The sequence below is a fragment of the uncultured Chloroflexus sp. genome, assembly GCF_937951745.1.
GTDB lineage: Bacteria > Chloroflexota > Chloroflexia > Chloroflexales > Chloroflexaceae > Chloroflexus.
This window is the reverse complement of record NZ_CALFBQ010000010.1, coordinates 61,639-79,999: the sequence shown is the minus strand read 5'-3', so window position 1 is coordinate 79,999 and position 18,361 is coordinate 61,639. Positions and strand designations below refer to the sequence as shown.

General features: G+C 58.0%; 17 protein-coding genes. 7 read left to right on the top strand and 10 right to left on the bottom strand.

Annotation, left to right across the window (positions count from 1 at the left end):
- Window positions 1–61: 61 nt before the first annotated feature.
- Window positions 62–712: a transcriptional repressor LexA gene (gene lexA / locus Q1A59_RS03985; RefSeq protein ID WP_366144857.1), complete on the top strand. Its 651-nt coding sequence runs from the start codon at window positions 62–64 to the stop codon at window positions 710–712.
- Between the two features lie 273 nt (window positions 713–985).
- Here lexA and Q1A59_RS03980 read toward each other — a convergent pair whose 3' ends face one another.
- The 4 genes from Q1A59_RS03980 to Q1A59_RS03965 all read right to left on the bottom strand — a co-directional run bounded on the left by Q1A59_RS03980 (window position 986) and on the right by Q1A59_RS03965 (window position 5,760).
- Entirely contained in the window at window positions 986–2,068 is a 1,083-nt protein-coding gene (locus tag Q1A59_RS03980) for an ABC transporter permease (RefSeq protein WP_298405521.1), read from the bottom strand.
- Between the two features lie 106 nt (window positions 2,069–2,174).
- The gene (locus Q1A59_RS03975) at window positions 2,175–3,137 is read right to left on the bottom strand and encodes an ABC transporter ATP-binding protein (RefSeq protein WP_298490375.1); all 963 of its coding nucleotides are present in this window, start codon (window positions 3,135–3,137) and stop codon (window positions 2,175–2,177) included.
- Window positions 3,134–5,476: a hypothetical protein gene (locus Q1A59_RS03970; RefSeq protein ID WP_298405527.1), complete on the bottom strand. Its 2,343-nt coding sequence runs from the start codon at window positions 5,474–5,476 to the stop codon at window positions 3,134–3,136. The genes Q1A59_RS03975 and Q1A59_RS03970 overlap by 4 nt, the downstream gene beginning before the upstream one ends.
- 149 nt (window positions 5,477–5,625) lie before the next feature.
- Entirely contained in the window at window positions 5,626–5,760 is a 135-nt protein-coding gene (locus Q1A59_RS03965) for a hypothetical protein (RefSeq protein ID WP_298405530.1), read from the bottom strand.
- Between the two features lie 156 nt (window positions 5,761–5,916).
- Here Q1A59_RS03965 and Q1A59_RS03960 point away from each other — a divergent pair, with 156 nt between their 5' ends.
- The 3 genes from Q1A59_RS03960 to murJ all read left to right on the top strand — a co-directional run bounded on the left by Q1A59_RS03960 (window position 5,917) and on the right by murJ (window position 9,731).
- Window positions 5,917–6,723, top strand: coding sequence for a biotin--[acetyl-CoA-carboxylase] ligase (locus Q1A59_RS03960; RefSeq protein ID WP_298405533.1), 807 nt, complete (start codon window positions 5,917–5,919; stop codon window positions 6,721–6,723).
- A gap of 317 nt (window positions 6,724–7,040) precedes the next feature.
- A complete protein-coding gene (locus Q1A59_RS03955; protein ID WP_298405536.1) occupies window positions 7,041–8,162 on the top strand; it encodes an LCP family protein in 1,122 nt (373 codons plus the stop codon).
- A gap of 9 nt (window positions 8,163–8,171) precedes the next feature.
- Window positions 8,172–9,731 carry a murein biosynthesis integral membrane protein MurJ gene (gene murJ / locus Q1A59_RS03950; protein WP_299643959.1) on the top strand — a complete coding sequence of 520 codons (1,560 nt, stop codon included), beginning with the start codon at window positions 8,172–8,174 and terminating at the stop codon, window positions 9,729–9,731.
- An 18-nt stretch (window positions 9,732–9,749) separates the two neighbouring features.
- Here murJ and Q1A59_RS03945 read toward each other — a convergent pair whose 3' ends face one another.
- Window positions 9,750–10,715, bottom strand: a complete 966-nt coding sequence (locus Q1A59_RS03945) for a nucleoside hydrolase (RefSeq protein ID WP_298405542.1) — start codon at window positions 10,713–10,715, stop codon at window positions 9,750–9,752.
- 129 nt (window positions 10,716–10,844) lie between these two features.
- On the opposite strand from Q1A59_RS03945, the gene Q1A59_RS03940 reads away from it, so the two are divergent.
- Entirely contained in the window at window positions 10,845–11,351 is a 507-nt protein-coding gene (locus Q1A59_RS03940) for a ribonuclease H-like domain-containing protein (RefSeq protein ID WP_298405545.1), read from the top strand.
- A gap of 40 nt (window positions 11,352–11,391) precedes the next feature.
- Window positions 11,392–13,191, top strand: coding sequence for a Stk1 family PASTA domain-containing Ser/Thr kinase (gene pknB, locus Q1A59_RS03935; RefSeq protein ID WP_298405548.1), 1,800 nt, complete (start codon window positions 11,392–11,394; stop codon window positions 13,189–13,191).
- Window positions 13,192–13,303: 112 nt separating this feature from the next.
- On the opposite strand, the gene Q1A59_RS03930 is transcribed toward pknB, so the two are convergent.
- From Q1A59_RS03930 to rdgB, 5 genes are all read right to left on the bottom strand, one after another.
- On the bottom strand, window positions 13,304–13,501 hold the full coding sequence (locus Q1A59_RS03930; protein WP_298405550.1) for a hypothetical protein: 198 nt from the start codon (window positions 13,499–13,501) through the stop codon (window positions 13,304–13,306).
- Window positions 13,502–13,632: 131 nt separating this feature from the next.
- On the bottom strand, window positions 13,633–14,340 hold the full coding sequence (locus Q1A59_RS03925) for an ABC transporter ATP-binding protein (RefSeq protein WP_366144856.1): 708 nt from the start codon (window positions 14,338–14,340) through the stop codon (window positions 13,633–13,635).
- A gap of 314 nt (window positions 14,341–14,654) precedes the next feature.
- The gene (locus tag Q1A59_RS03920) at window positions 14,655–15,575 is read right to left on the bottom strand and encodes a branched-chain amino acid transaminase (RefSeq protein WP_298405556.1); all 921 of its coding nucleotides are present in this window, start codon (window positions 15,573–15,575) and stop codon (window positions 14,655–14,657) included.
- A gap of 31 nt (window positions 15,576–15,606) precedes the next feature.
- The gene (locus Q1A59_RS03915; RefSeq protein WP_299643954.1) at window positions 15,607–16,440 is read right to left on the bottom strand and encodes an MBL fold metallo-hydrolase; all 834 of its coding nucleotides are present in this window, start codon (window positions 16,438–16,440) and stop codon (window positions 15,607–15,609) included.
- An 84-nt stretch (window positions 16,441–16,524) separates the two neighbouring features.
- Window positions 16,525–17,124 (bottom strand): RdgB/HAM1 family non-canonical purine NTP pyrophosphatase, encoded by a 600-nt coding sequence (rdgB, locus tag Q1A59_RS03910; RefSeq protein WP_298405561.1) that lies wholly within the window; start codon window positions 17,122–17,124, stop codon window positions 16,525–16,527.
- 283 nt (window positions 17,125–17,407) lie between these two features.
- On the opposite strand from rdgB, the gene Q1A59_RS03905 reads away from it, so the two are divergent.
- Entirely contained in the window at window positions 17,408–18,361 is a 954-nt protein-coding gene (locus Q1A59_RS03905) for a decaprenyl-phosphate phosphoribosyltransferase (protein WP_299643951.1), read from the top strand.

Genomic DNA, 18,361 nt, shown 5'->3' with positions numbered 1-18,361 from the left:
CAGTTCTAGTTTTGTCTGCCGCAGTCCGCCGGGGCCGCGGCCTAATGAAAGGATAGCGGCCATGAGAAGACGCGAGATGTCTGATCGACAAGCGGATATTTACGAATACATTGTCAACTACATCAAAGCGCACGGCATCTCGCCATCGATCCGCGATATTCAGCGCGATCTGAACATCTCATCAACCTCGGTCGTTTCCTACAATCTCGACGTGCTCGAACGGTTGGGCAAGATCATCCGCAACGACAAGATTTCGCGCGGGATCAGCATTCCGGGTTTGTCGCCGGCGCTGTTGAGCCAAGAGATCGGGCGCGTGCCCTTACTTGGCACCATTACCGCCGGTTCGCCCCTGCCCGACCCCGAAGAGATTGACCACAGCCGCGCCGAGCAAATCGTGGTCCCGGCCGATGTGGTGCCTCTCACTCGTCTCGACGGGGTCTATGCGCTGAAGGTGCGCGGCCAATCAATGATCGATGCGCTGATCGACGATGGCGATATTGTGTTGCTGCGCTGGCAAGAGACGGCTGAGAACGGCCAGATGGTCGCGGCATGGTTAATCGACGAAAACGCGGTCACGCTCAAGAAGTTTTATCGCGAAGATGGCCGCATTCGCCTCCAACCGGCCAACTCGACGATGCAGCCGATCTATACTTCACCCAACAATGTGCGCATCCAAGGTCGCGTGATTGGCGTGTTGCGTAGTCTGATGTAGCACCGCCCGCCCCCTGATCGCTGCGAGATGCCTCAACACCCTCACCCTCCAACCTCTCTCCCGCGCCAGTGGGAGAGGGGCTGGAGGGTGAGAATGAGCCAGCATATCTTAAAGCCATCAACCATACCTACGCTTATAGGTTCTGTCCAACCTTGAAGGTACATCCAAGCGCGGATCAGGGCCGGATCTGGTCAGCGCGGGTTTGAAACCCGCCCTGACCATCCGCCTTTACGTCATCCTAATCTTGAGATGCCTCCGCCTTGACCACATCCTCTACGGCACCGGCGCTGGATCGATCGGCACTGGCATCGGTTCCATCGGCACCAGCCACGGATCCACCGGTGGCACAATCCACCACCAATCGATCCGCACCCACATCAACAGCGCAATCGCACCTACCACCGCCACAAATCCCAAATCGCTCCAGCGTGGTCGCCAGCGCCGCGCTGGCAAGGCAAGGTGTGAGCTGAGCCAGAGCAAGACAAAGGTGCCCAGCCAGAAGCCTAACAAGGTGGCCCGATAGACTGGCATGAGCACTGGCCCCTCCGGCGCATACCGGACGATGCCGACACTAAACTGCGATAAGAAGGGCACAAGCATAAAGGGATCGTTCACACCGAAAAACGGCATGTCGGGTTGAAAAGCAGTTGGAGTGACGGTTGTCACCGCGACAATCGCGCTAAACGGATTGAGATAGAGCAGCCATGGCGGCGGGCTTTGCCCCATGGGGTTGCTGAACTGCGGCCAAATTGACGCAACCAGCAATGGCACGCCACTCAAGAGCAGCACGATTGTATAACTAGCAATCGTTGCCGGCGTCGTCCGGCCAAACAGCGATGAACAGAATAGCCCGATCGTGCCAAAAAAGAGCGCGGCGCTGCCTAGCAGCAGAACTACCCAAATCAACGTGCGCAGCTCGACCCCACCGAAGATTAACACCGTGCTGAACACCGGAATTGACGCCACAATCAACAGCAAGAGATAGCTGAGCACGCCGATGAGCTTGCCCGCCAGCATCTGGCCGGGTTTGAGCGGAGTGGCGAGCAACATATCGTAGGTCAACCGTTCTCGCTCACCGCTGATCGCGCCACTGGTGAGGACCGGTGCCACCAAGACGATAAAAAACATCTCGGTGAATGCTAACCCCTTAAAGAGCGCCTGCCCAATATGCGAGCTGAGCACCACCATGCCGGTGCGGGCCTGAAACACCATATACTGATAAATGCCAAACGTACTGAGGATCAGTAGCAATAAAAAGACGGTCAGGATCAGATACGGGCGAAACCCGCGCATGCGTGTGCGCGCTTCACGCACCAGTATCGGATTGAGCAGTGGCCGACGAATGTGGGTTGCCATACGCATTCTCACCGATAGCTTATTATGACAAGCGACCCAAGGGCAGCGATAGTGTTACCGTCCGCCAGCAGCACAGAGTGGCATTGCCGGCATGTTTGCCCCCGCTTCAACCATTGGCTTGGCCCGTGTTTGCCGTCAAGCGCAGGAAGAGTTCTTCCAGATTTTCGCTGCGCGCGCTGAATTCGCTGACCGCAACGCCGGCATTGACCAATTCAGCGAGAATCGCGGCGCATTGCTCTTCATTAAGCGCCTCGCTGAAGTCGATGATCAGCGCCCGTGGATCGGCGGCGGCAGCGCTAGCGGCGCTCACCAGCGGGTGGCGTTGCAGCAGCGCCAACGCCAAGACGACGTCACGCTCGCGCGCAATACGCAGCCGCGCCCGCGCGCTAGCCGCTAACTGCTGCTGCACCTCGGCCAGCGGCCCGCTAATGATCATCCGCCCGTGATCGATAATCCCGATCGCATCGCATACCTCGGCTAATTCGCTAAGTATATGCGAGCTGAGCATAATCGTCTTGCCCATATCGCGCAACGTGCGCAGCAGTTCACGCAACTCCACCCGCGCTCGCGGATCCAGTCCGCTGGCCGGTTCATCGAGTAGCAACACGGGCGGATTATGCACCAGCGCATGGGCCAGACAGAGCCGCTGCTGCATCCCGCGCGATAGGGTCTGCACAAAGGCATCACGTTTACCGGCCAGATCGACTAAATCGAGCAACTCATCAACTACTTGCCGCAGCCGCGCGCCGCGCAACCCGTAACAACGGGCAAAGAAGTCGAGGTATTCCCACACCCGCAGATCGTCATAGACTCCAAAGAAGTCAGGCATATAGCCTACCAGCCGTTGCGCAGCGCGCGTCGTCAACTGCTCGCCCAGCAGACGCACCTCGCCTTTGGTAGGAGACAACAAGCCGGCCAAAATGCGCAGCGTGGTGGTCTTGCCTGCGCCGTTAGGACCAATAAAGCCGTAGATGCAGCCCTGTTCCACCCGTAAATTGAGCTGGTCAAGCGCAACCAGTTTTTTGTTGTAGCGGTGAGTGAGATCAATCGTCTCGATCGCCAGCGTCATGGCATTCGCCCCTGTATGACCGGATCCACATAGACACACGAAAAACTCTGCACTTGATCGAACCGTTGCAGACGAACCCGCATCACACCATTGCCGTTTAGAAAGCGCGCTGGTTGTTCAAAACTAACGGATAGGTTTTGAATTATCGGATCGCTCGACAGCGCCTCCCACTGGCCCTGACTCCAATCGTAGACTTCGATCCGGCCATTCCAGAAGACATCAGAACGCACATCGAACTGCAACCAATTGATCTGTATCTCGTTCAACGATCGCGGCAAGACAAAGCGTATGACTGCTGGTTGCACATCCGGCACTATGCCGATTTTATTATCAGCATAGCACGGACTATTCATATTGCTCAACTGCTCAAACGAGGCGGCAAAGCTGTTGCGCAGCATAACCTCGCCCGAAATGGTGAGCCGGGCAATGCCACGTATCAGGGCAAGCTGCTGCATCATTGCACGTCGATCAACTGGTTCGAGTTGCACTGCTTGGTCGCTGTACCAACCCAGCACCAATGGCTGCGCGCCGCGCGTATTCGTGCCATAGCCGTACAACGCATCAAGGATGCGGCTACGCAGTTGCAACGCTGGCGGTATCGGTTGGCCCACCCGCCCGTGCTCGTCAAATTTCGGGCCATAAATGAGATAGCTCAGCATGATGCCTTCAAAAGCATGCATAGGCCGCTCGAGCTGCACCGTGCGTCGTTCGCCCGGTGCAAGCGTCTCGATCAGCGAGAGATAATCGTTATACACCAAGGCCACATCTGCAAGCGTGTGGTCGCTGTGGTTAATGACAGCACCCTGCACCTGATCGCCATTGACGGTAATCTGCGCCTCAAGGCCGGGTGAAGGCACGATCCGATCAAGTATCACGGATTGCAACGACCATTGCGCCACATTCAACCCTTCCACCACCCGGCCATCAGGCGCTATCTGCACATAGCGACCATTAACTGGTGGCCCCGGACTCCACGGCCCCTGCACGGTGATCGGGCGCACCAACGGCGTTTCACCGACCGCGCGTAACCGGTAGGTCGAGCGATCGGGCGAAAAGATACCAATAAAATCTCGTTCGCGCGCCAACCCCGGCTCAGCGGCATCAATCAATGAGATCTGGCTGACGATCACATCGCCGCCGCGCAAGTTGAAGCCGACGCCATAGGCAATGACTGCAAAGATTACCGTAATCGCCGGCACCACCACCCAACCGAGCGCTAGCCGATCGAGCCGGCGCAAAACGAGGTATGTGACCGGCCCTACCACGATGAGATAGCAGCCGAGCAGCAAGGCAAGCAGGTTAATGGAAGGCAGATCAAGCGCCGGCAAGCTCGTCAATGCGCTCGCCAGATTCTCTTCAACAAACGCCCCATAGAGCTTCGCACCGAGCGCCATCCCTGACGGAATGAACGCCGGCGGCGGCAAGAGGGTTTGCCAAAGCTCGCGCCAGCCGGGCCAATTGCTCAATTCCGGTGTCGCCAGATCGAACGCGAGCACAATGACAGCACCATCACCGTACCACTGGTCAAAGGCTAGCGGCGTTGGGCTATTAAGCAATGGCAGGGTGAGCGGATAAACGCGGTGCTGCGCATCCTTTCGCGGCGTTAGCGCCATTGGCGTGAGCGGCGGATCGCTGATCGGCGGCAAGAGATTGCCCGGCATTACCGGAACTAGCTCAGCCGGCAATAAAGCTAATGTGCGACTGATACCGGCATCACCATTCACAATCAATGTCCCGCCGCGTAAGACCCATGCTTGCAAGGCGCTGCGCTGGGCCGGCGCCAATTCAGCGGCTGCGACATCGGTTAAGATCAGCGCATCAAACGGCGATAAGCCTAACCCCTCCGCCGGAATGTCGGCCAGCGCTAACGGTACACTCGTAACTTTTATCCCATCCGCCAGTTGGGCCGGAAGGCGCACGCCCCGCTCACCAACGACACCTACCAATAATCCTTCACTGACAGGTTGCAAGCGCGCTGACGCCGTGGCGATCTCTTCGCCATTTACCAATACACGCACTCCCAACTGGCGCGGCGTACCCTGTATGTGGAGATAGAGCGTCAAGCCTTTGCGACTCCCGCCGGGTAAATCAATAATGGCGCTGTGAAGCGGCCCATTCGGAGTGCCGGCCACTATTTCCGCCGTGCGATCAACCCCATTGTTGGCCACCTCGATCACAACCGGCAGCCATGTGCTAGCGCGCGCAAAGCCTTGAAATGCGGGCCGCACGGTCAGCGTTACATCGGCATTCTGGGCAGCCGCTGGCGCCAGCCATGCCGGCCCTATCACCACTAAAACCATCGCTACCACGAGCCAACGCCACGCACGCCTTGTCTGCATGCGGCATCCTCCCTCCGGCAACACCTGCACTGACATTCCGGTTCAAGAGACGTTCCCAGTAAGGAAAAAGTTCCCTAAAAACACAACCACGCCAACCCTCAACGCGAGGGGAGGCGCGGCGCGCAAAGCTGCGGTACAATAGGGAACAGTTAGCGGCGCAGACGGCGCGGCAAATTACGATCGCGGACCCGAACCCGGATCGGCTCAGGCTGCACCCGACGCAGCGAAATGAACAATCCTCCGGCAATGAGGATGAATGCCGCCAGTAGGATAAATGTGATCATACGCGAATCCTTTCCGCTGCGAAGAGGTGAGCACCCGCAGGGGTACGTGCATAGCTTCAGTAGTGAGTAGTATAACGAAAAATTGTTACTGCGTCCATACCATTTGGTGGATTTTTAGCGATTTTTCATTTTCGCCATCACGGGCAAGAGAAACGTATGCTTGATGCTAACGCTATTCGCGCCGGTTTAGCACCCGGCGCGACCCTGCCAGTCACCATTCACTGTTACGAACAGGTTGGCTCGACGATGGATCTGGCGCGTACTGCCATCGCAACCCTGCCACCGAGTGCCTTGCCGGTATTGATTGTTGCTGAAGAGCAAACGGCGGGCCGGGGCCGGCTTGGTCGGCGTTGGGTCGCACCGTCGGGCAGCGCGCTGCTCTTTTCGCTCGGCCTCCACCCGCCAACTGCCGTCACGACAACGCCCACCGCCCTAATTTGGCTAGCGGCAGTAGCGTTGCTCGAAACGATCGAAGCAGAAACGCCGCTGCGCGCTGGGTTGAAATGGCCAAATGACGTATTGGTGCAGACACCCGCCGGCTGGGCTAAAACCGCCGGCATCCTGCTCGAAGGCGGCTGGGATAACGGTACGCTAGCGTGGGCCATTATTGGCTGCGGGATCAATGTGAGCGCCGCGCCTGATCCGCAAGCCACTTTATACCCCGCAACAGCCTTGACCATTGCCGGTGCGCCGGACATTGATCGGCTCAGGCTATTGCAGGTATTGCTACGCCAGTATGACTTCTGGTTCCGCCAGTTGCAGCATGGTGATAGCGATCGGTTGTGGGAGGCGTGGCGCAGCCGTTTGCTTACCCTTGGCCAGATGGTCACGATCACGACCGGTAGTGGAACAATCCACGGCGAAGCAATAGATGTCACGCGCAGCGGTGCGTTGCTCGTGCGCGAACCTTCCGGCGCAGTGAGCGTGATTGAGAGCGGCGATGTGGGCTTGATCGGCAGTTAGCAACCCAATTGGCAGCCAAACTGCCATCTTCAAACGAAGCCGGCGGGCTAAAGCCGCAATGCAACCGCAATAAACGCAATACTGCTCTCGATTCGCACTCACATCAGCCATTTTTCAGCTATCCATCATGGTGCCTGATGTTCACGTATTTAGCGTGATATGGTATAGTAACAATCGGTGCGGAAGATTATCACAAAGATGCCCGATCCGCGTCCGATCGCCGCAATGCGCGACAGTGACAAAAAACCGAGGTGGATTCGGTGTTGTCACGTCGCACAGCCAAAGCGAACGGCATCTGAAATTCGGAGCAGGAGGTTATGTTGGCTTTGCGCAGGCGCATTCTAACCAGCGCCGCTTTCATCATAAGTCTGATTGCCGTAGCCATGATGCTGCGGATTGCCTTTGAATGGCGTCAGGCGCTGGCCGATATTGACGCAATGATTGTCACGCCAGTAACGTTGCCTACTGAAGCAAGCGTTGCGCCAACCCCTCAAACGATCACTGCTACCAACGAGCTGTATGGCCCGCCGCCAGCCCCTCCGGCAGCGCAGCCAACCCTAGTGCCACCACCACCGGTTGACAACCCGCCAGCAGCAACGGCAACCGCTGAAGCACTGCGGCTCAGTCGGCCCGAAATGAACATTCTCTTGTTGGGTACCGACGCCCGGCCTGATGATGCCGGCCCCACCCGCACCGATGCGATCGTGGTAGTTCATATCGCCCGCGATACCGGGCGCGTCAGTATGCTGTCGATTCCGCGCGATCTCTGGGTGAGTTATCCCACCGGCGGCGAAGGCCGGATCAATGCCGCCTATGCGATTGGTGAGAATCGCTTCGGCCCCGGCGGCGGCGCGGCGCTTGCCAAATCGACGGTAAGCAAGCTGTTGGGGTTGCCAGTTGACCATTTCATCTTGATCAATTTTGAAGGGTTTAAGAAGATCATCGATCTCATTGGCGGGATTGAGATTGACGTTCCCCGCCCCATCTATGACCCGGCTTACCCCACCGAAGATTACGGCACCATCGAGGTCTCTTTCAATGCCGGGCGCCAATGGATGGATAGCGAGCGCGCGCTGATCTATGCCCGCACTCGCCACGCCGATAGCGATTTTGGCCGCAACCAGCGCCAGCAGCAGGTGTTGATGGCCATTTTCTACCGTATCCGCGACCGGGGGCTGCTCCAGCAATTGACCAGCCTCGATGACTATACCGGCGCACTACGCGGCTACGTCACCACTGATCTCAACCGTCGCACGATGCTCGAACTCGCCAGCTTTGCCCGCACGATTGATAGCGAGAATATCTTGCGCTACGCGATTGATTCGTCATCGATTGTCGAACTTGGCGGCGGCGCAACCTTCCGGGTTCAACCACAAGCATTACGGCGGATTGTTGCCCAGTTCACCGGTGAGGCCGTTTCGACGGCTGGCGGCGAGTAGTACATTCCTGTGACCGAGACTTCCTCTTCGACGAGCGTCTTTCGGAGCATTGCGCTGGCGGCGTTGCTGATTAGTCTAGGCAACGTCGCCAGCCGCGTGTTGGGTTTGGTGCGTGAACCCATTATCGCCGCCTATTTCAGCCGCGGTTTGGAAGTTGATGCCTTTACCTTGGCATGGACGCTACCCAATGCGCTCTACGAGCTGCTGATCAGCGGCGCGGTCAGCGCGGCGCTGGTGCCGGTGTTTAGCGAATATGCCGAACGTGACCGTGACGAGTTCTGGCACGTTGTTTCCACAGTCATCACCCTCGCTTTTACGATGCTGGTCATCGCTAGCGCACTACTGGCATGGCAGGCACCACTCGCAGTGGCGTTGCTTGCTCGCCCAACCGAGTCGGCGTTGCAAGCTGAAGCGGTGGCTTTAGTCGGCTGGCTGCTGCCGGCGGTGACGCTCATGGGTCTTTCGGGGATCGTTACCGCTGTGCTGCATGCCCAGCGCCGGTTTTTACTGCCCGCTTTTGTGGCGGCTGCTTTCAACACCGGAATGATTATCGGGATTGTGACGCTAGCGCCGCTGGTGGGGATCAAGAGTCTGGCTGCCGGCACGTTGTTGGGAGCTAGCGCGCAACTCCTTATCCAGTTGCCGGGCTTGCGCGACGCCAAATTGCGCATCCGGTTCGATCTGCGCCATCCGGCTGTGCGGCGCATTTTGCGCCTTTATGCGCCGGTCACGCTTGGAATCGGTTTTTCATTGATCGGCGCAGTGATCGACCGCTGGCTGGCATCAGGGTTCCTAGCGGCGCTTTCGACCATGCGTTTTGCCACCACTTTGATCCAGTTTCCATTGGGGCTAGTCGCTTCGGCGGTGGCGTTGGCCGTCTTGCCGACCCTTTCACGCCAGAGCGCTGCCGGTGACGAACCGGCGTTTCGAGCCACACTGGCAATGGGGATCAAGATTGTGTTGTTGTTGATCCTGCCGGCCACTGCCGGACTGGCCGCGTTGAACCAACCGATTACCGCCACCCTCTTTGAGCGCGGCGCGTTTGGCGCCGAAGATACGGCCATCACTGCGCTCGCGCTCCTCGGTTATCTGCCGGGATTGCCGGCAGCCGCGATCGATCAGATGTTGTTGTTTGCCTTTTACGCGCGCAAAAATACCCTCACCCCCAACTTGATCCAAGGTGCAGCCATTCTCTGCTATCTGGCAGTTGCCGTGCCGCTCGCTGAATGGACGTCGCTTGGCTTCTTGGGGTTAGTCTTGGGCAATTCGGCTCAATGGATCGGCCATGCGATCATTACCGCATGGCTGTTGCAGCGATCGTTGCCGTTGGGCGGTTTGCGGCTGGGTGAAGCAACGGCGAAAGGCATGATCGCCAGCGGTATCATGGCGCTGGCCGTAAGCGGCATTGCCACGCTGGGCCAGAGCTGGCCGCCACTCGCGCAGGTGGCGGTGGCGGGCAGCACCGGGATCGCGATCTATACGCTCCTTGCTATTGCCCTCCGGCTGGAAGCAGCAACTTTTTTACTCAACATTATCCGAACGCGTTTGGGGCGGACGCCATCGTCATAGGGCACGACCACTCTGTCGCTACGACGCCCCGTACAACCGCTCCTCAAGCGCCTGCATCCGCTCGACGAAGAGCGACAGGAAGCGCGGTGTATCAAACGCTACCACTGCCCGCGCATTCGGTTGGCGGCCATCTTGGAGCATGAAATCGGCCACGGTAAAACCCATCGTCAGTGGGCTGCACGTCTCGACAGTCACATGCACATCGGCATAGGTAGCCAGATCGGGTAGAAAGACCAACGCCAGCGCTGCCGGGTCGTTGATTGCGCAACCGTCATACCCAAAGTATCGGCGGTGAAACTCGATGTAAAAACGGGTCGCATCAGCGATGAAGCGCCCAATTGGCTTGCCGGCCTGCGCCAACCGGTTGATCTCGCTGTCGTGCAGCCGCACTAGCCGGGTGATATCCCACGGCATAATCACCAGCGGCGCACCCGACGAGAAGACAATCTGGGCCGCATGCGGATCGGCATACACATTGAACTCGGCGCGCGGCGTAACATTGCCATCAGCGCGCAGCGCGCCACCCATCATGACAATCGCGCGCAACGCACCGGCTAGCTGTGGCTCTTTGCGCAGCGCCAACGCGACATTGGTCAGCGGCCCGACGGCGACTAACGTCACTTCGCCGGGCGCAGCCATCACGGTGCGAATGATAAAATCGACCGCATGTTCACGCGCCGGCTGTAACTGCGCTGCCGGCAACCGCGCATAGCCTAATCCGCGCTGGCCGTGGGTGTCGTGCGCCGTAGTCAGAGGTCGCAGCAGTGGCCGGTCGCAACCGGCAAACAACGGAACCGACTGGCCGCCGCCCAATTCGAGCACGGCTAAACCATTCGCCACCGCCTCGGCTAAGGTGCAGTTGCCATGCACCACACTCAAGCCGGCCAGTTCGATCTCGGGTGAAGCGAGCGCTAGTAAAATAGCTAACGCATCATCAATACCGGGATCGGTATCAAGAATGATGCGGTGAGGCGAGGTACTCATAGCGACTCCTTATAAGAAACAAATCGCATCATTGAAACGTTGATTACTATAGCATAGGATGTAGCGCACATTGACGCCATGCAAGGGGCGTGCCATAATGAGCGCGAGACGGCTGCAAGAGGAGTTGGCATGCGCGCCTATCTCGATATCGAAACGGCCTACAACGGCGTCATTAGCGTGCTGGGCATCTACCGGCAAGACCGGGGCATCATTCAGTTGGTTGGCGGCGGGATTAGTGATATTGCACTGTATGATGCGTTAGAACGTGTAACGACCATTGTCACTTTTAACGGCAGCAGTTTTGATCTGCCGGTGATCAAGCGCCAGTTGTATGCCGATCTACGCGCCGAATTCGCCCATCGCGATTTGTTGCATGAATGTCGCCGACGTGGGTTGCGTGGCGGGCTGAAGGGCGTTGAAGAGAAACTTGGCATTGCCCGCGCCTCTGCCGGCCTCAACGGGCGCGATGCACTGCGGCTGTGGGATCGCTATGAGCAGTATGCCGATCACGCCGCACTGCAAACCTTGCTGGATTATAACCGCGATGATGTAGTGAACTTGGCGTTGCTGGAAGCCATTCTTGATGCAAATGGCCCGCTGTTGACCAATCCAGCCCGCACGGTGAAATTGCGGTAAATTGTCACTGATTTGGATGTCTGTGCAAGATCGCTTACCAATGCAACCACAACTACTTGACGGTCGCTACCAAATTGAACGACTGCTCGGCGATGGCGGTATGGCTCGCGTCTATCTGGGACGTGATCTGCGGCTGAATCGCCCGGTAGCGATTAAGATTCCCCATCCCCATCTGATGACCGATCCCGACTTTCTGGCCCGGTTTCGCCACGAAGCGCACGCGGCGGCGATGGTGAGCCACCCCAATCTGGTTGATGTCTACGATGTCGGTCAAGATGGCGACCAGCATTATATTGTGATGGAGTATGTCGCAGGGTCAACGCTCAAGCAATTGATCAACCGCGAAGCACCGTTCGCCATCCCGCGCGCGGTGCGGATCGGCGAGCAGATTGCGCGCGGCTTGCACGCCGCCCACCGCGCCGGGTTGATCCACCGCGACATTAAGCCGCAAAATATTATTGTCACCGATGACGGGCAGGTGCGCATTACCGATTTCGGCGTTGCGAAGAGCCATCTTTCCACCGCGATGACCGAGACCGGCATTACGCTCGGTACAGTTGACTATATCGCCCCCGAACAGGCACAGGGCCGCCCGGCGACACCACAATCCGATATCTACGCACTGGGGGTCGTATTGTACGAGATGCTCACTGGCCGGCTGCCCTTCACCGGCGATACGCCAGTCGCGGTGGCGATGAAGCATATTAGCGAACCACCGCCGCCGCCGCGCCGGTACAATCCGCAGATTCCGGCAGCGCTTGAAGCCATTATCCTCCGCGCGCTAGCTAAAGACCCGGCTCTACGCCAGCGCAGCGCGCTTGAATTGGCCGAAGAGTTGCGTTCATATGAACAACTGGTGACGCAAGCCACGGTGATCAACCCCGGCGTCGAGCCGCCGGCGCAAGGACGGCCTGCCGCGCCGCCGCGCCCCACTCAAGTCACAGCAAGCCGTCCGGCGGCCATTCCCAGCCCGCGCCCAACTACTGCCCGCGCCCCGCGGCAAGAAGGCTTGGGATGCGGCGTCTTTCTGGTGGGGATGCTCACACTGGCCGGCGTACTGGCGGTCGTTTTTGTCGTCAGCAGCGGGATGCTGAACAATCTTTTCGGTAATCTCTCACGGCCAACGACCACCCCACCGCCAAATGGCCAGAACACCGAGGTCGTGCCATCACCTACTGAGGTAGCAACCGTCACGGTGCCCGAACTCGTGGGCCTTAGCGATGGCGAAGCGCGCTCGTTGTTGCAGCAAAATAAGCTCATTCCCGTGCCCAGCAGCGAGCATAACCGCAACGTGCCGCAGGGGATAGTCATCACGCAGGCCATCCCGCCCGGCACAAGCGTCGAAGAGAACAGCCCGGTCTCATATACCGTCAGCTTAGGGCCATTATTGGTGGAAGTGCCAAACGTCACTGGTACACGCCAAGATATTGCCCGCAACCAACTGGCTGCCGCCGGTCTGGTGGTGAATGTGGTGGAAGAGCCGAGCCAGCGGGTTGATGAGGGTTTTGTAATCCGCCAATCGCCCAGCGCCACTCTGCGCATTCCGCAAGGCGATACGGTGACAATTTATGTCAGTCTGGGCGATGTCGTGCGCTTTCCTGACGTGATTGGGCGCAGCCGCGCCGAGGCCGAAGCCATCTTAGCTGATACGACGGGATTAACGCTCGTGTTTGTTGATGTGCAAGGCCGTGACCGTTTGCCCAATTTCGATCGTTACGCGCCCAACGAAGTGGTCAGCGCTGCGCGGGTCGTAGGCAACAATCAGGTGATCGGGATCAATAACGGTGACTACATCCCTCGCGGCAGCAGCATCGTGTTAGGCGTGCGCGCCGAAGAGTAGGGGCATAGCGTAGCTATGCCCCTACTCTTCGGCGCGCACCACCTCCTCTCAAACACAACAATGCGGGTGGCAATGGCGCCACCCGCAATCATTGAACGTTGACCCGCGCCGTCTATGCGTAGTCAACAGTCGGTGCGTGTTGAGAATGCAACCGTTCGGCTTCGGCCAACAACTGCTGGCGCTCACTGACGCTTAGTGCCCGATCAGCAAAGCGGCGCCACTCTTCATTCGTGGCCCACGCCCACTGGCCAGCAGCAGTCTTGATCCAGCGCGGCGCCTTTGGGGTTGCATGGTGATTGGGTTGCATCATACTTCGTCCACCTCCTCATTAAACAAGTAAGACATAACTTCTTTATCTTACAGATGCCAGTCACAAATGAATCGTAACACCTTGTTCTTGCGACCGGCTGAATAAAGCGTCACTCACGGCTAACAACCTGCTCATCGCATTGCCGGCATGGTTTCTTCGCTGATCCGGCCATTGCGCAATTGGAAAACCCGATCGGCAACTCCAATCATCTCGCGGCTATGCGTCACCATCAGCAACGTTTTGCCCACCTGCCGGGTGAGCCGGTCGAGCAGATCAAGCACCTGCGCACCGGTATCGCTATCAAGATTACCGGTCGGCTCATCGGCCAACACGAGATCAGGGTTGTGCACCAGCGCGCGCGCAATCGCCACTCGCTGCTGTTCGCCGCCGCTGAGGCGATCAGGATAGGTGTTAGCACGATCGGCTAACCCTACCGCAGCGAGCATCTCTAACGCTGTTGTGCGCGCCGCCAGCCCGCGTTGGCCGTTTAACTCGAGCGGCAACAACACATTTTCTAGCGCCGTCAACGTTGGCGCAAGGTTGTAGAACTGGAACACAAACCCGATTGACCGGCGGCGAAAGAGCGTGCGTTCCCGTTCGCTCAGTTGGTCAAGCCGCTGGCCAGCCACCCAGATTGCGCCCGAACTCGGCGTGTCAATCCCGCTGACCAGATTGAGTAACGTACTCTTGCCACTGCCGCTCTTGCCAAGCAACACCACAAATTCGCCAGCAGTTACTGTGATTGTAATGTCGTGCAACACGGTGCGCTGTTGATCACCCTCAACGTATGATTTCGTGACCCGTTCGCACCGGATGACAGTTTTGTCAAACATTTGCATTGCCTATCGCAACGTTTTGCACAAGTATTGTAGTATTATACGGCATGTTGTCCGGAACACGCAACGCATTGCGTAATAGCGCTGCACTGCCTGAAGGATGAAGTGCGGCAGAGGAACTACCGCACTCCGTAGGTGGCAGGATAAGGGATCGGGTGAACGCAACCGGTATGCCAAGGCCAACAGCGATCACCTTTGTACTCGGAAGAGACGGGATGCTTGGGCAATGTAACACATTGGTCAAACCAGCTCGCGCAACGCTAGGCAAACGATGCGCTGCTGGTGCCAACGCAATCCATTACCAGCACGGCCTCATCCTAGGCGTATTCAAGCCAGCCATAGCGATCTGGCCGCTCGCCTTGCACAATGCCAAAGAAGGCCTCTTGCACAGCAGCCGTGATCGGGCCACGACGACCGGCGCCCACCGGGATGCGATCGACCGAGCGGATTGGCGTCACCTCAGCGGCAGTACCGGTAAAGAAGAGTTCATCGGCAATATAGAGCATCTCGCGCGGTAAGACCTGCTCGCGCACCTCGACCCCCATCTCACGCAAGAGGGTCATCACCGTATCGCGGGTAATCCCGCTGAGGATCGAGGAAGTCAATGGCGGTGTATACACCACCCCATTGCGCACCAAAAACAGGTTTTCGCCGCTGCCTTCGCTCACATGGCCGTCGGCGTCGAGGGCAATGCCTTCGGCGTAGCCGTTTGCTAGCGCCTCCATCTTGATCAACTGCGAGTTCATGTAATTGCCGCCCGCTTTAGCCAACGCCGGCATTGTATTCGGCGCGAAGCGATTCCACGACGAGACGCACACATCAACCCCTTGCTCCATCGCTTCGGCACCAAGGTACTTGCCCCATTCGATCGTGGCAATCGCCACTTCGATCGGGTTATTCTGCGGGTTGACGCCAATTTCGCCATAGCCGCGGAAGACAACCGGCCTAATGTAGCCGGAACGCAACCGGTTGGCACGCACCGTCTCTTTGACCGCCGCCACCAATTGATCGAGGGTGTAGGGGATGGTGGTGCGATAAATCTTCGCCGAGTCGATCAAGCGTCGCATATGCGGGGTCAAGCGAAAGATCGCCGGGCCTTGCGGCGTCTCATAACAGCGGATGCCCTCGAAGAAGCTGGTGCCATAATGAACGACGTGCGACATCACATGGATCGTCGCTTTGTCCCATTCCACCAACTCACCATTGAACCAGATGTAATCCATTTTTTGGATCGGCATTGATCGTCTCCTTTGCTGGCATTCAAGCTCATTATTCATCAAGCGCAAACAGATGCGGTTGCTGCCATCGTTCGTCAGCACGCCAGATCGGAATGCCGCTCGGTATCGGCTGCGCCCGCGCCGGTAGGGGATGTAAGCGCGGGATACGTTGCACACCAGACTGCCGTAACGCCCGCCCCACCCCGGCCACTGCTGCTTGCGGCGTATTGGCATGGCGCGAGAGGTGGGCTAACCAGATATCGCTCGGCGCGCCGGTAGCAACGACATGGGCTAGCAACTGGCCGCATTGCGTGTTATCAAGATGGCCGCGCGGCCCGCTGATTCGCTGGCGTACCGCCGGTGGGTAAGGTGCAGACGGCAATAACTCGCGGTCATGGTTCGCTTCGAGCACGATGAGATCTGCCGCACTAAGCGCGGTTACTGTCGTCGCATCCCAACTGCCCAAGTCAATGGCTACCGCAACCGTCACCCCTGCCGCCTGTATACGATATCCAACCGGATCGGCAGCATCGTGCGGGACGCGAAAACTCTCGACGCTAAATGCGCCGATGGCGCCCCGTTCACCAACGGGCAAAGCCGCGATTGGCGCCGCCGTCGCTGTTTCACCGAGCGCCGCCAATGTCGGCGCATTGGCTACTAACGGAATGCCATACCGGCGCGCAAACGCCACTGCGCTCAGGGCATGATCGTCGTGCTCGTGGGTCAACAGCACTACGCGCACTTGGGTAGGAACAACGCCACGATCGGCAAGCAATCGTTCGAGTGAGCGCAGCGAGATACCGGCATCGATTAGCAACGCCTCATCACCCGCTTGCATCAACAGCGCATTGCCGGCGCTGCCTGAAGCTAACGACGCGACGAACACACAATCCTCCAAACCGCTTTCTCAAGCCGATGCGCCGGCAGCATCACCCTCATCCTTTCCTCCGCTGGGCAGTGAAGGGTCGTACTATAGTGATGCATGCAGCCAGCGCGCCAACACCTCCCGCGCTGCCCGGGCTGCCTGCGCCCGATGGCTAATCTGATTTTTGCGCTCGGCGCTCAGCTCGGCCAGCGTTGCATCTTCATCAAGCACGTAGAAGAGCGGGTCATAGCCAAACCCACCGCTGCCGCGCGGGGCAAATTCGATCACGCCGGGCAATGTGCCTTCAACCAGTTCTGTCGGACGATTGGGATGCGCCAGCGCAATCACGCATACAAAGCGGGCCAGTCGTTGATGCCACGGCACATCACGCATCTGGTCGAGCAGGTATTGTAACTGCGCCGGGCCACTCACGCCGCCGTACCGAGCCGAATGCACCCCCGGCGCGCCACCTAGCGCCGCTACTTCTAAACCGCTATCATCGGCCAAGGTTGGCAACCCGCTGAGCGCGCAGTACCCCTCGGCCTTCAGTCGTGCATTCTCGGCAAAAGTTTGCCCAGTCTCCGCCAACACCATCGTGATTCCGAGATCGGCCAATGAATAAAGGCGCAGGTTGAGATCGGCGAAGATCGCGGCAAATTCACGCAATTTGCCCGGATTGTGGGTAGCGATCAGCAGTTCGTGCATAACGTTTTTTGTCGGGATGCCTACGATAAAGCTGGCAGCCATTGTACACGAATGTAGAGGCGCGGGCAACCACGACCGGGAATAGGCATTTGGGATCAGGGAGATAGGGAGAAGACCCATAACCCGCTGAACCAAGCCAAAACTCGCAGTGAAAGATTAAGATGCTCATTCATCATTCCGCATTACGCATACTATCAACCTACTCATGCTTTCGTTGACGATTGTCGCCCCTGTCGAGTACAATCAAGACAAGTGAATCGTACCAAGGCATTGACAGGCAGGCATGAACAATCTTCCCAGAACCCAATCAATCGAACGCGCCGCGCCACTCAGCGCCCGTTCGTTGCACGCGCTCGTGCGCACTATGCGCCCGCGGCAATGGATCAAAAATGTTTTCGTCTTTGCTGCAATCGCCTTTTCTGAAGGTCGTCTCTGGTATTATGAACCGCTCGAACTCCTGCGTGTGATCGGGGCGTTTGTTGCATTTAGCATGGCAGCTAGTGCTATCTATCTGATCAATGATCTGGTTGATATTGAGAAAGATCGGGCGCATCCGAAAAAACGGCATCGTCCGTTAGCTGCTGGGTTACTTAGCCCCACTGTCGCAGCCGTAACCGCAGCGATTTTGATCGTTTCAGTCTTTCCATTTGCAGTCTGGTTGGACGGTGATCTCGACTTTGCGCTGGTGCTGGCCATCTACGTAGTGGTGCAAGGGTTCCTCTACAGCTATTGGCTCAAGAATATCGTAATCTTCGATATTCTCATTATTGCCGCTGGTTTTATCTTGCGCGCCGTCGCCGGCGCAGCGGTGATCGATGTTGTGATCACACCGTGGCTGATCGTCTGTATGGGGTTGTTGGCGCTCTTCCTTGGCATCGGCAAACGCCGCCATGAGTTGAAACTGCTTGAAGGCGGAGCCGGCAACCACCGGCGCATCCTCGCAGAGTACTCGATCCCCTTGCTCGATCAGATGCAGGCGATCGTTACCGCTAGCATCGTGATGGCGTACAGTATGACGGCCTTCTCGGCGCCGGTTGCGCCCCAAGAGCCGTTTCCAATGCTGATGATCACGATCCCGTTTGTGGTCTATGCCATTTTCCGCTATCTGTACCTGATCTATCAATGCGATGGCGGCGGCGCGCCCGAAGAATTAGTATTGCAAGATCGTCCGCTGGCGCTGAGCATTATCTTGTGGGGTTTGACCGTTTTAGGTGTTTTGATCATTTTTCCGTCGTAA

What these genes read in the sequence shown, in the direction of transcription:
- lexA (WP_366144857.1), top strand. Translation starts at nt 62, where the DNA reads ATGAGAAGACGCGAGATGTCTGATCGACAAGCGGATATTTACGAATAC.
- Q1A59_RS03980 (WP_298405521.1), bottom strand. Translation starts at nt 2,068, where the DNA reads ATGGCAACCCACATTCGTCGGCCACTGCTCAATCCGATACTGGTGCGT.
- Q1A59_RS03975 (WP_298490375.1), bottom strand. Translation starts at nt 3,137, where the DNA reads ATGACGCTGGCGATCGAGACGATTGATCTCACTCACCGCTACAACAAA.
- Q1A59_RS03970 (WP_298405527.1), bottom strand. Translation starts at nt 5,476, where the DNA reads ATGCAGACAAGGCGTGCGTGGCGTTGGCTCGTGGTAGCGATGGTTTTA.
- Q1A59_RS03965 (WP_298405530.1), bottom strand. Translation starts at nt 5,760, where the DNA reads ATGATCACATTTATCCTACTGGCGGCATTCATCCTCATTGCCGGAGGA.
- Q1A59_RS03960 (WP_298405533.1), top strand. Translation starts at nt 5,917, where the DNA reads ATGCTTGATGCTAACGCTATTCGCGCCGGTTTAGCACCCGGCGCGACC.
- Q1A59_RS03955 (WP_298405536.1), top strand. Translation starts at nt 7,041, where the DNA reads ATGTTGGCTTTGCGCAGGCGCATTCTAACCAGCGCCGCTTTCATCATA.
- Q1A59_RS03945 (WP_298405542.1), bottom strand. Translation starts at nt 10,715, where the DNA reads ATGAGTACCTCGCCTCACCGCATCATTCTTGATACCGATCCCGGTATT.
- Q1A59_RS03940 (WP_298405545.1), top strand. Translation starts at nt 10,845, where the DNA reads ATGCGCGCCTATCTCGATATCGAAACGGCCTACAACGGCGTCATTAGC.
- pknB (WP_298405548.1), top strand. Translation starts at nt 11,392, where the DNA reads ATGCAACCACAACTACTTGACGGTCGCTACCAAATTGAACGACTGCTC.
- Q1A59_RS03930 (WP_298405550.1), bottom strand. Translation starts at nt 13,501, where the DNA reads ATGATGCAACCCAATCACCATGCAACCCCAAAGGCGCCGCGCTGGATC.
- Q1A59_RS03925 (WP_366144856.1), bottom strand. Translation starts at nt 14,340, where the DNA reads ATGCAAATGTTTGACAAAACTGTCATCCGGTGCGAACGGGTCACGAAA.
- Q1A59_RS03920 (WP_298405556.1), bottom strand. Translation starts at nt 15,575, where the DNA reads ATGCCGATCCAAAAAATGGATTACATCTGGTTCAATGGTGAGTTGGTG.
- rdgB (WP_298405561.1), bottom strand. Translation starts at nt 17,124, where the DNA reads ATGCACGAACTGCTGATCGCTACCCACAATCCGGGCAAATTGCGTGAA.
- Q1A59_RS03905 (WP_299643951.1), top strand. Translation starts at nt 17,408, where the DNA reads ATGAACAATCTTCCCAGAACCCAATCAATCGAACGCGCCGCGCCACTC.